The organism is Acidimicrobiales bacterium, assembly GCA_035533095.1.
Lineage (GTDB): Bacteria > Actinomycetota > Acidimicrobiia > Acidimicrobiales > Palsa-688 > DATLUM01.
In genome coordinates this window covers 1-11,672 of sequence record DATLUM010000005.1, presented here as the reverse complement: position 1 = coordinate 11,672, position 11,672 = coordinate 1, and the positions used below count along the sequence as shown (strand labels likewise).

Below are 11,672 nucleotides of genomic sequence, written 5' to 3'. Positions count from 1 at the left end.
AACCTGGTTACACAAAAGGTTAGTACCCTGTCGCGGGACGCACAAGCATCCTCCGGGCGCGACGGCCTCCTCGCTTCGGGCGTCCGCGTTGAGCGAAACTGATCGTGTGGTCGTCCTGCTCAACGATGTAGTTCGCGAACCGCCCCGGACGGTCACGTGGGCGTCGGACCCTGGCGTCCGCCAGCGCATGCAGCTCCAAGCCCGGCGTGACACTGCCCCTGAACTGGCCTTACGTCGGGAGCTGCACCGCCGCGGGTTGCGCTACCGACTCCACCTGCCGGTCGTTCCTGGGACTCGACGGCGCCTGGTGGACGTCGTCTTCGTCGGGCCTAAAGTGGCCGTGTTCGTCGACGGCTGCTTCTGGCACGGCTGCCGCGAGCACGGCCGAACCCTGCCGAAGGCGAATTCCTGGTACTGGCCGGCGAAGATCGAACGCAACGTCCGCCGCGACCTCGACACCTCCGAGCGGCTCGGCGCAGCCGGGTGGGCCGTCCTGCGAATTTGGGAGCACGAGGACCATCGCGAGGCGGCCGACCGGGTGGAGCAGGCCGTCGAGTCACGTCGTCACGCCACGATCGGGCGCCGTGACTGAGCCGGTAGCCGCTGGCGGCCTCACCACCGTCGAGCTGTTCGCCGGGATCGGCTGCGTGTCCCAGGGGTTCGCCGGGACGGGCGCTTTCCAGCCGGTGCTGCTCACCGACATCGACCCTGTCGCCCGGGACACCTTCGTCGAGAATTATCCAGACGGCCCGCCGTACCTGGTGACCGACGTGCGGGATGTCACCGCCGACACGATCCGCAACGGCGTTGACGGTCGCGACGTCGACGGGCTCCTCGGCTGCCCCCCCTGCCAAGGGTTTTCCGCGGCGGGCAGGCGGGACGCTGCCGACCCGCAGAACGCGCTCCTCGTCAACTTCTTCACGCTGGCGCGAGCGCTCCGCGTGAAGTTCTTCGTCATGGAGAATGTGCCGTCGGTGATCGATCAGGAGCTGTTCAAGCGTCAGATCACCACGATGAGGCGCTGGTACCGCGTCTGGCACGGGCCGCTCAACGCCGCCCTCTACGGCCTGCCGCAAACGCGGCAACGCTGCATCGTCATCGGCTATCGCAAGGACCTCGAAGTCGAGCCGTCGGCTCCGCCGATCAGCCATCTGGGTTCACGCGCAGTGTTCGACTACAAGAGCGGCAAACGGCTCACGCCGTCAACGGAGAACGCGGACGCCATCCTCGGCCCCTACCCGCGGATCGGTCACCGCCGGGAGGCGGCCGCTGGCCGCTGGTTGCCCGAGCGCCTCGATGGCCTCGCCGACCTGGTCACCGTGGGAGAGGCCCTCGGCGACCTCCCCGCGGAGGGGTGCCAGGACGGCGAGACGCTGCCGTCGAGCCAAGTCGCCGCGTATGCGGCGCAGCTACGCGGCGCCGACAGCGCCGTCCATAACCATCAGCCGTGGCGGCACACCTTCGCCGCGAGGCTCGCCATGTCCGGCGCCAGCGAGGGCGGCTCCTTCGGGCCCGGCCGCTCCGCCGGCTACTACTCGCAGGCGTACACCAGGCTTCACCGCGACGGCTTGGCCCGGACCGTCACCACCAATTTCCACAACGCCGGCAGCGGACGGTTCACCCACTACGCGGCTGGCCGGACCCTGACCGTACGCGAGGCGGCCCGGCTGCAGGGGATCCCCGACTCCTTCCGCTTCATCGGGTACCGCTCCTGGCAAGAGCGGCTGGTCGGAAACGCCTTCCCCCAGCACTGGGCGCAGAGCGTCGCCGAGCACATCAGAGAGCAGCTCGCCAATGAACTCCTGCTCGGCTGAACCTTCGGTCACCCCCGGATCGTGACGAGCATCAGCGCTGGCGAGTACACGGTCATCGGCGCGGCCATCGCCTATGTCGGCGTCGTGTCGGGACAATGGCTGTCGAATCGAAGCAGCTCACGCCGCTCCGCCGAGGACCGCCAAGCCGCGGCCGACCACGCGAGGGCAGCACGGGCCGCGGTGCTGGCGGACCGTCGGACCGACCTCGAACTGGCGGCCCTGGCCGACGTCAGGGCCACGTTGGACGAAATGGCCCAGACGCTGAGCGCCTACCAGGCCGGGATCATCGACGAAACCCGTGATCGCGCCGAGAAGCTCGAGTGCATGGCAAAGCTGCAGACCTTGGGCGAGCGCCTCAAGATCCGTGCCGTCGGGATCCGGAGCGACGCCATCTTTCAGGCCTTGGACCACCACGCGAGCCAGACGATGACGATCGCCGGAGTCGAGAATTTCGACGGCGCCCTGGCCGCCAATGCCGGTCTCGCTGGCAGCGTCGACGCTCTGGCTCACTTGCTCGCAGATCGCCAAGACGAGCTTCTAGGAGACGACTCCGAGCCCTAATCGTCGGCGAGCTGTTCGACGAGTCGGCGGCCCGATCCGTCCTTCTTCTCGGGACTGGCCTGCGTTCGTCCTCGTCCAAGGTCTGCAGCAGTTCCCGGCGATGGCGCCAGCGACGCGGTCGGCTGCCTTGTCGGGCTGCTCGTGCTCCCAGATCCTGATCGGGATCCACCCAGCGGCGATCAGCCGCTCGTCGGTGTCGCGATCACGGTCCTTGTTGGCGGCGATCTTCTTCGGCCAGTACCAGCCGTTGGTGCGGTGCTCCCGACGGCCGTGCTCGGGGCAGCCGTGCCAGAAGCACCCGTCGACGAAGACGGCGACCTGGGCACCCGGGAAGACGATGTCGGCCTGCCGGGCGAGGTCGGGCAGCGGTCGTCGGTGGACGCGGTAGCGCAGCCCGCGCCGGTGGAGGACGCGTCGGAGCGCCAGCTCGGGCCCGGTGTCGCGCCGGGTGAGGGTGCTCATCTTCTGGTGGACCGCTTCGCTGGAGGCGAACGGCGTGCGCCAGCGCTCCGGCATGTCCGCTGCTACCGGATGGCCTGAGCGACGCAGTCGGCGACCTGGCGGGCAAGCAGCGGAGGGACGGAGTTGCCGACCTGGGCCTGGACCGATGCCCGACGGCCGACGAAGGTGAAGTCGTCGGGGAAGGTGAACAGCCGTCGCAGCTCTGGGACCCGGAGGCGTCGGTTCTCCCAGTGGAAGGGGCCGACGTTGGGACCGGGCTGGGCCTGGATCGTGGGCGACGGCCGGTCCGGCGACAGCTTGAGCAGGAACGACCAGTAGCGGCTGCGCCATTCGAAGACCGGGTCTGGGTGGCCCCGCTCGGCGGTGTAGAAGAGGTAGTTGTCGCCGGGCGGGATGTCGGCGAGGAGGTGCCCCCAGCGGCCCCGCACGGTCTCCTCGGGCTCTGCGACGGTGACCAGCCCGGCCAGGGCCTCGCCGGCGGTCACGTGCGGGCGGCCTCCCCCGCCGCTCGTGCGGCGCTCCCACTGCCCCGAGTGCGTCGCGTCGGGCAGGTCGGGGAGCGGGGTGCCCTTGGGGGTGCCGACGACGAAGAGCCGGGGGCGCAGCTGGGGGACGCCGTGGTCGGCGGCGTTGAGGACCCGCCACTGGCAGTGGTAGTCGGCCTCGTCGACCTCTTGGAGGAGCCGCTGGAAGGCGGGGCGGCTGGCCTTGTTCCGGTAGGTGAGGGCGTACACGTTCTCGAGGATGAAGGCCCGGGGGCGGGCTTCGGCGAGGACGCGGGTGTAGCACTGGAGCAGGCTGGCGTCGGGGTCGAGGCCGGCGCGCTTCCATTCGAGCCAGAAGCCCGACTTGGAGAACGGCGTGCACGGCGGGCCGCCGATGAGAAGCTCGGGCCGCTCTCTGCCCTTGAGCCCGGCTGCTCGGAGCAGCTCCTTGGTCGAGACGTCGAGGATCGACTGGCGGACGACGGGGCTCGCGAGGCCGGGGAAGTTCTTCTCCATCGTGTCCGCGGCGTCGTCGTTGATCTCGACGGCTGCCGCGGTGTGGAACCCGGCCTGCTCGGCGCCGAGGTCGAGGCCGCCCGCGCCGGAGAAGAGGGAGATCGCGACCCCGTGCACCGTCACGCGCTCGATCCTGCCAGGTTCGTTCGCCTCCTGGGTGGACCACAGATCGAACATGAGCTCGACGCTACGGCGAGGGTGTGACTACGTGCGCCCTTGCTGCTCACGCAGCGCCTTTTGGAGCTGGCGCTCGACGGCCTTGGGCACACGGAAGGGGTAGGCACGCCAGTACTTGTAGAAGGCGTCCTCGGTGTCGAACTCGCCCCTCCCCTCCCGGAGCGCGGCCACCTCGACGACGGCGCCGAGGTACTCACGCGTCGTGCTGGAGCGCTCCTTGGAGGCGATGCGCCACGGCTCGTGGACGAACAGCTCCAGGTCCCGTACCCGTCCACGGAAGTCGACGTCGAGGCGGTAGACGCCGATGATGTCGAGGTGGGTGGCGTAGTCGTCGAAGGGCCGGAACATGCCCGGCCAGCGGATGGTCGGCCACTTGAAGTAGGTGTTCCCGGTGTAGAGGGTGCAGCGGGATTGGGTCTTCGTCCCGTTTTTCTTGGCGAGGCGGGCCATCTTGATGTCGACGGCGTGGAAGGTCGCGCCGAACGCCTCCCCGCCGATCTCGAGGTCGGGATAGCTGCGCTCCTCGCCGCGTCGGCCGGTCGCCCCGGGGGTCTGGTCGAGCCGGTCCAAGAGGAAGTCGACGAGGGCCACCTCGATGACGTTGGCCAGCGCCGCCGACTCCTTCGGCAGGGCTGCGAGGTGGCCGCCCTCGTCGAGCTTGGCGGTGAGATCAGCCGGGTCCGTCGCGACGAGCGGCCAGTCGTGCTCGCCCTGCTCGACGTAGACGCCGGCAGGCAAGAAGACGAACTCCGCGCACTGGGCGCGGAGCCATTCGAGCAGATCAGGTCGAGCGGCCATCCCAGCGTCACCATAGGTGGCGATGACCCGCGAAGAGCGGAACCTCGGACGGTGGGGCCCATCCGCGCCGGGGTTGACCAGGTCGGGCGTGTTTGCCTGGACGGGATGCTCGCAGCTGTCGGGGTTCCTACGATGATCTTTCCTCACTCACCTTTCTGTCAGGCGCCGGCATGCTCCCACGACTGAACACGGCACCAAGCTCCCGTGCGATCCGGCCTGGATGGCCGCCGTACGAGGAGGGTCGCGCTACGCCGCTGTTCCTCGGACGCCAGCGGTACCGAAAGCTCGCCGTGCTGCTTGATACCGACGTCATCCCCGAAGCCGACCTCTCGATCTGGGGGAAGGCCCAGCTTCTGGCGGGGCTGCTCACGCTCGATCTCATCGAGTGCTTCAAGTACGCGGACGATGGACCGCCTCCCGACGTCGCCCGCCAACGCAACCGGTACATGGGGGAGGTGGTCCCCGGTTGGGTGGTCCTGAGCCCCGACGACGGCACCGGACATCGAGCTGCCCGGACCGGAGACGACCACCACATCTCGGACCACGCGGTGCACGGCAACGCCGCCGAGGTCGCTGCCTCGGACACGTCGACCGAAGCCTACGGTGACCGGTCCCCGGGCGATGCGGCGACCCAGCGACGTGCGGACGCGCTCGCCGCGATGGTGGCGGACGCGATCGGCGCTGACCTCTTCGTCACCAAGCGCCCATATCTGCGAGCCATGACCTGGCAGATCGCAAACAGCGTGACGATCGTCGACGTGGACGAGGCGCTCGCCGTCCTCGGGCTGTACCTGCGGGCACAGGGTCAGTACGTCACCTACCGCTCGCCGGAGGGTCTCGACTCCGCTCTCATGAACCGGGGGCTGTTCTTCTGGGTAGGCGCCCGTGAGCTTCTTCCGTCGGCGTGGCGCTGGTTCACGGCTTGCGCACAGCATTCAGCCGGAGCACGTGACGACGGGCTTCTGCTCCTCGGCCAATCGGTGCTGCAGCGAGCTCAAAGAGCGCTCCAGATGCGAGACGCGGTTCACGTCGGGCTCAACAAGCCGCAAGACAATGACACGGCCGACGAAGCGCTCTCTGCGCTTGACGTCGTCCTCCTCCTCCTGCTGGGCGCCGTCGACGCGACCGCCCGAGTCGCCCACGCCGTCCTCGGTCTCACAAGCCCGGCACATCGTGCCGGATGGCAGCGCAACGGATGGGTTAGCGAAGTCGCTGCCGCAGAGCCGACGCTCGCGGCCCTGTTCCGGCCCGGAACCGACGAGGGTCACACGCTCACGATCCTTCGCCTTCTGCGAAACTCGATCCACGGTGAGGCCATGCAGGCCGTCGGCGTCGGTCGACCGCGCCGACGGGAGCGGACGCTCGTGAGCCTGCCGGCATCACGCGAGCCCGAGCTGAGAGCCGCTCTTGTTGCCCTCGGCGGTCTAGCCCGCTGGGGCGTCGAGGAACTTGTCCCGGGGCGACTGCACTTCGATCCAGGTGTCTTCCTTGAGCGGCTCTTCCCCCACGTGATCGAGATGTTGAACCGGATCATGCACGAGACGCCCGTCGAGCACCTGTCTCACGTTGCGCTGCAACCCGAAGCGTCACTGCCGCCGGCAGGACCGGATGCTGGACCGTTCTCGGAGATCAACCGCCACAGCATCCGCTGGCAGTTCGGACTGTGAAGCGTCCCGGGCGAGAGCCGCTCACGCCGCCTCGCTCTGCCGCACGACCGTTGAGCTTTTGACAACAGCTCGCAGGCCCTTACCTCACCGGGTGCGCTGAGCAACGGGCGAAGGGGGCGGGTCGTCGTCAATCGCCAACTGACGCGGGCACGGGCGCGCCAGCGGGCAATCATGGCCTTGGACCCGGGCAGGTCGACTCCACCCACGACCGAAGGCTTGACTGCGTGATCTCGCAGGTGCGCCGGCCCGGCATTTGCTCCAGCACTCCGGCTCGCACCAGGTCCATGATCGTCCTCTCACTCGCGCCAGTGAGACGGACGACCTCGTCGAGACGCACGGTCGCTGGGACCTCTCTCCTACCGCGCCCATGCCGGTCGAGCCAGCACCGTTGCACGGAGGTGCGGGTGACGAAGCGAGCACCAGAGGAGTCGGTCTCGGGGTCGACCTCGAGCTGGCCAGTGCGGGAGAGGAGCGCGGCGGTGGAAAGGGCGACGCCCAACTGGCGGGCGGCGGCGGCGAGCTTCATCGAGCGGCGGTGCAGTTCTTGGATGCGCTGGTGCTCGGCGCGTAGTGCGTCGGCGGCCTCGGCAGTCAAGTGGTACTGGCGGCTGGTGGGGTGCTGCTCGACGGGGAGGCCGAGCCGGCGGAGGTCGTGGTAGGCCTCGTGGTAGGCGATGCCCAGCTCTTCTGCGAGGTCGGGCAACAGGACACGCCCGGCAAGGCGGTCGCGGTGGGCCCAGACGTCGGAGAGCTTGGCGTAGCGGCGCGAGACGCCGGTGGCGTCGGGGATGGTGACGGTGGGGAGGGTGCCGTCAGTCATCCACCGTCGGGCGGTGGTCGGGTAGATGTCGACCTCGGCAGCGACGCGTTGGGCGTCGCAGAGCGGGTCGTCGTCGCTGCCGGGGTCGACGAGCCAGCCGGCGGCCGCCAGGGTGGCGTCGATGTGGTCGGTGCGTGCGGAGAGCGGGTTGGCGCTCCCCCACTGGGCGTGTCGGATGGTCGGGACCATGAGGGTGCCGATGGTCATGGCGATGTCGTGGTCGAGGATCTCGGCGACCTTTCGGAGGGGGGCGACGTCGGGGTGGTCGAGGGTGTAGATGCGCCCGAAGACGTCGTCGCCGGCGCGGTGTCCCATGAAGCGGCGCCGCACGGCGTCCTCGATGCCAGCGGCCCAGGCGAGGTCGGTGGCGCAGGACTTTCTCAGCAGGTGGGTGGAGACGGCGAAGCCGAGGTGGTCACCCGAAAGCTGTTCGGCAGTAGCGGCTTCGGCGAAGGCGTGGCGATAGGCGTGCTGGCCGGAGCGGTCAGGGGTCTGGAGGCCGGGGACGAGGCGCGCGGCGGCGTCGACCTGGCCGGTGTCGGGGTCGGTGTGGAAGGCGTCGATGGCGACCCGGACGAGGTCCATGAGCTGCTCGGGGATGACGAGGACCCGCGATCCCGCCGCGGTCTTGGTGGTCAGCTTGTACGGCACGGCGACCACCTGGCCGTGGTCGTCGCGAACGGCAAAGCTCCTCCCCCCTTGGCCTTGGACGGCGAGCAGGCCGGTGCCGCCGAGGTCGACGACGTCTGCGACCCGGACGCCGAAGGCTTCGGAGATGCGAAGGCCCATGATCCGCTGGAGCCAGAAGGCGAGCTGATGGACCGGGTGGAGGTGGGAGGCGAGCCGGGCGCACTCGGGGAGCGTGAGCGGCCGGGGCTGGCCCCCTCGGTCAGGCCGGCGACGGTCGGCCTTGTCGGCGAGGGGGGCGTCGAGGCCTTCGGTGGGGTCGAAGCCGGGCGGGAAGAGGCCGTTGGCCCGGGCGAAGGCGAGGATCCGGCGCAGCACCCACAGGGCGTCGGTCACGTACCCCTGGGACAGGCCGGTGGGCGCCCGGCGCTTGGCGGTGATGGCGAAGGCTGCGGCGGCGGGCACACGCACCTGGCCGGTCGGGTCGCGGTAGGCGCCGGGAAGCTGCCCGGCCCGCCAGCGTCGCCGGGCGGTCGGCAGGCTCACCCCAGCGGCCCGGGCGGCCTCGGCCAAGCTCAGCTCCTCCCCGTCGCGGTAGGGGCCGGGGACCGGGGGTGGGCCGAGCAGGGTGCCGCTCACCTCGGCGCGGTCGCGCCCGACGAGGTGGAGCAGCCACTCGTGGGCCATGAAGTAGGTGACATCCGCGATGGTGGCGGTGCGGGGGGCGAACCACGGGACGAGGAAGCCCTCGACGATCCGCCGGACGCGTTCGGCCCGTTCGGGGCCGCCGCGGCGCAGGTCCTCGTAGGCGGCGGCCATCCAGGCTCGGGCGAGCGAGGCGACGTCGGGCTGCAGGCGGGGCGCCTCGGTCGGGCGGGTCTTTCGCCGAGGCGGCTTGGTGGTGCGGAAGCGGGCCGGGTCGGGGAGCTTCTCGCCGGCCCGGGCGGCGGCGACGGCCTGGGTCAGCCACGCCTGGGCGTCGGCCTGGCTGGCGAAGGGCTCCTCGCGACGGCGTCCCACCCCGCCGGGTTGGGGGACGCTCGCCCACCAGCGGTTCTGGTGGTGGCGCAGCGACCCGGTGATCGGCCGGCCCATCAGCTCGCCCGCCGCAGATGGTCGGCGGCGAGCTGGCGAAGGAAGGCAAGCTCGTCGTCCTGGCGGGCGAGGAGGTCTTGGAGGGCGCCGAGGCGGGCCTCGGCCCGGGCCAGTTCCACGGCTGCCGACGACGCCTCGCCGCCATGGTCGGCGCCCGCCTCGGGCGCTGTGTCGCCGCCGGTGCCCTCAGGGCGCAGGAGGTCTGCGGCGGCGAGGTCGTCGACGGCGATGAGCCAGCGCTGCCCGTAGAGGCGGGAGTGCGGGAGACGCCCGGCACGCCTGGCCCGGACGATGGTGTCTCGGGAGCACCCGGCGAGCGAGGCGGCCTGGCGCTGGTCGACGAGGCGGCCGCCGGCCGGCTGCCTGGGGTCTGCGGTCGGGATGGCGGTGTGGCGGTCCATGGCCGTGGGCGTTGCTCCTTCCTGGGACTGGCGTGCTGTGGGCTGGGGCCCTCGAGGAGGCCTCTTCGGGGCGGACAAGTCAAGGCCGCAGCCGACCGCCGGCACGCTGCGCCGCTGGGGCCCGGTGCCGGTCACGCTGCCCTCCGTGCCGACGAGGCGTTCGCGCGCTGGGCGAGGCGGACGACGACGTCAGCGCAACTGGTGGAGATCGGCGGGACCCGGAAGACCAGGAGGTCCTCGTGGGCGATGACCTGGCGGGGGACGCCTTTGGCTCGGGCCTTGCGGACCTGTTCGAGGGCGAAGAACGAGCAGCGGGGCACGAGCCGGTCGTCGCGGAGGGCGGCGAGGAGGGCGACGTTGCGCTCGTAGAGGACGAGGCCGGACTCCTCGCCGACCCGGACCATGGCCCCGGGCAGGTCGACGAGTCGGCCGGCGTGCCAGTAGGGCCGCACCGTCATCGCCACGTAGCCGCCGGGGCGCAGCACCCGCTGGCAGCCGGCAAGGATCGTGCCCATCGCGTCCAAGAGGCCACCGAGGCCGACGTGGGCGAGGTTGGCCGGGTCGGTCGAGTAGCGGTTGTGGGACTTGGCGATCCCCTGGCCGGGCCGGGCGGTGACCCGGCCGTGCAGCGACGCCCCATAGGGAGGGGAGGTGACCACGAGCGCCACCAGGCCCACGGCGGCGGGGTCGACGACCGCGGGAAGGTGCCGGGCGTCTCCGCAGACCACCTCGCCGTGACCGGTCGCACCCTGGCTCTTGGCGTGGCGGAGGTTGGCCCGGGCGAGCTCGGCCGAGGGCGGCTCGTACTCGACCCCGATGGCGTCGCGCCCCAGGTGGACGGCTTCGACGAGGGTGGAGCCGATGCCGGCCATCGGATCGAGGACCAGGTCTCCTGGTGCGCTGTAGGTGGCGATGGCGCGTGCTGCGATGGCGGGGAGCATCTTGGCGGGATGGGTGCCGGAGATCTCGACGTAGCGCCCGGCGCGCTGGGCCCGGGCGTTTTGCTGGGCGGTCGGCCACACCGACAGCGGGAGGTCAGCGGGCATCGGCGGTCTCCTCTCGGGTCGTTGCTGGGACGCTGAAGACGGTCACGTCCTCGTGGGCGACGAGGTGGGCGGGCTCGCCCTTGGCGCGGGCGTGGCGGATCTGGGTGGTCTGCCAGTAGGAGGGCCGGGCGACGAGGTCGCCGTCTCGGATCGCCGCGTGCAGCGCGATCACATGGCCGAGGTAGCTGAACCCCGCCGCGGTGGCGAGGGTGACGGTGAGCCCGGCGAGGTCCAGGGTGCGGCCCTTGCGCCGGGTGTTCTTGGTCACCACCACCAGGTAGCCGCCGGGGCGAAGTACGGCATGGCAGGCGGCGTAGACGTCGGCCATGGCCTGCTCGTAGGCGGGGCCGCGGGCGTGACCGAGGTTGGCCTTGTCGGTCGAGTAGTTGAGGGTGTCGGCTGGGCAGAGCCGCCCGCCGGCGATCCACGCCTGCTTGTCGATCATCCCGGCGTCGCTCCCATACGGCGGGGACGTGACGACCAGGTCGACCCGCCCGGCAAGATCGCCGAGGACGTCGTGGAGCTGGCGGGCATCGCCCTGGCGGATCCCGGCGAGGCGACAACTCAAGCCATCAAGCATGTGGTCGAGGTTGTCGGTGGCGAGGGTGACCCATCGCTCGTCGAACTCGACGCCGACGGCACGCCGACCGAGCAACGCGGCTTCGGCGAGGGTGGTGCCGATCCCGGCCAACGGGTCACAGACGAGGTCGCCGGGGGCGGAGTACTCGCCGACGATGCGCCGGGCGAGCTCGGGGAGCATCTTCCCGGGATGGCGGGCGCAGCCGGGCAGGTAGCGCCCGGCGCGCTGCCACTGGGCGGTGGTCTGGGCGACCGGCCAGATGGCGAGCGGCACCTCGGGCCGGGCTGGGTGAGACGTGTTGGGGGGTGTGGTGGTGGTCATGGGCGGCCCACGACCGGGCAAGCGTCACCTAAAGAACATGGGGCAGGGACACCGTTTTCAACAAAATCGGCGCCAGAACCTCTCCCTGCTCTTCCCCCCGGGCCCGCCACCGGCGAGTTCGTCTTTGGCCTTGAGGTGACCGGCCGGGTCGAGGTAGGGCCTTCGTGACGAGCCAGCTCGACCCGAAAGGAGCCACCATGGCACGACCCCCCAAGCTCAGCGACGAGGCACTCACCGCCGCCCTCGCCGCCCATCCCGAGGTAACCGCGGCCGAAGTCGCCGGCGTGCTCGGCGTCGGCCAG

General features: G+C 70.7%; 11 protein-coding genes. 4 read left to right on the top strand and 7 right to left on the bottom strand.

All coding sequences use genetic code 11. The annotated features are described in order from the left end of the window. Positions 1-88 precede the first annotated feature (88 nt). Genes VNF71_00610 through VNF71_00600 form a run of 3 tightly spaced genes read left to right on the top strand, consistent with a single transcriptional unit; the run spans position 89 to position 2,375 of the window. Positions 89-592 carry a very short patch repair endonuclease gene (locus VNF71_00610; protein HVA73049.1) on the top strand — a complete coding sequence of 168 codons (504 nt, stop codon included), beginning with the start codon at positions 89-91 and terminating at the stop codon, positions 590-592. After that, positions 585-1,814, top strand: coding sequence for a DNA cytosine methyltransferase (locus VNF71_00605; protein HVA73048.1), 1,230 nt, complete (start codon positions 585-587; stop codon positions 1,812-1,814). The genes VNF71_00610 and VNF71_00605 overlap by 8 nt, the downstream gene beginning before the upstream one ends. Positions 1,815-1,835: 21 nt before the next feature. Further along, positions 1,836-2,375, top strand: a complete 540-nt coding sequence (locus VNF71_00600) for a hypothetical protein (GenBank protein ID HVA73047.1) — start codon at positions 1,836-1,838, stop codon at positions 2,373-2,375. Here the strand turns inward: VNF71_00600 and VNF71_00595 are convergent. Genes VNF71_00595 through VNF71_00585 form a run of 3 tightly spaced genes read right to left on the bottom strand, consistent with a single transcriptional unit; the run spans position 2,352 to position 4,813 of the window. Further along, positions 2,352-2,891: a very short patch repair endonuclease gene (locus VNF71_00595; GenBank protein ID HVA73046.1), complete on the bottom strand. Its 540-nt coding sequence runs from the start codon at positions 2,889-2,891 to the stop codon at positions 2,352-2,354. The two genes, VNF71_00600 and VNF71_00595, sit on opposite strands and share 24 nt — an antisense overlap. Positions 2,892-2,899: 8 nt before the next feature. Then, positions 2,900-4,015, bottom strand: a complete 1,116-nt coding sequence (locus VNF71_00590; protein ID HVA73045.1) for a DNA cytosine methyltransferase — start codon at positions 4,013-4,015, stop codon at positions 2,900-2,902. A 27-nt stretch (positions 4,016-4,042) separates the two neighbouring features. Next, positions 4,043-4,813: a type II restriction endonuclease gene (locus VNF71_00585; protein HVA73044.1), complete on the bottom strand. Its 771-nt coding sequence runs from the start codon at positions 4,811-4,813 to the stop codon at positions 4,043-4,045. A 170-nt stretch (positions 4,814-4,983) separates the two neighbouring features. Between VNF71_00585 and VNF71_00580 the strand changes: the two genes are divergently transcribed. Beyond that, positions 4,984-6,480, top strand: a complete 1,497-nt coding sequence (locus VNF71_00580; GenBank protein ID HVA73043.1) for a hypothetical protein — start codon at positions 4,984-4,986, stop codon at positions 6,478-6,480. A gap of 169 nt (positions 6,481-6,649) precedes the next feature. Here VNF71_00580 and VNF71_00575 read toward each other — a convergent pair whose 3' ends face one another. The 4 genes from VNF71_00575 to VNF71_00560 form a co-directional block, all read right to left on the bottom strand. After that, a complete protein-coding gene (locus VNF71_00575; protein ID HVA73042.1) occupies positions 6,650-9,022 on the bottom strand; it encodes a hypothetical protein in 2,373 nt (790 codons plus the stop codon). After that, positions 9,022-9,423: a helix-turn-helix domain-containing protein gene (locus VNF71_00570; protein HVA73041.1), complete on the bottom strand. Its 402-nt coding sequence runs from the start codon at positions 9,421-9,423 to the stop codon at positions 9,022-9,024. Before VNF71_00570 ends, VNF71_00575 begins: the two co-directional genes overlap by 1 nt. A 131-nt stretch (positions 9,424-9,554) precedes the next feature. Next, the gene (locus tag VNF71_00565) at positions 9,555-10,469 is read right to left on the bottom strand and encodes a DNA methyltransferase (GenBank protein HVA73040.1); all 915 of its coding nucleotides are present in this window, start codon (positions 10,467-10,469) and stop codon (positions 9,555-9,557) included. After that, complete coding sequence (locus tag VNF71_00560) at positions 10,459-11,370, bottom strand: DNA methyltransferase (GenBank protein HVA73039.1); 912 nt, start codon at positions 11,368-11,370, stop codon at positions 10,459-10,461. Before VNF71_00560 ends, VNF71_00565 begins: the two co-directional genes overlap by 11 nt. Positions 11,371-11,672 lie beyond the last annotated feature (302 nt).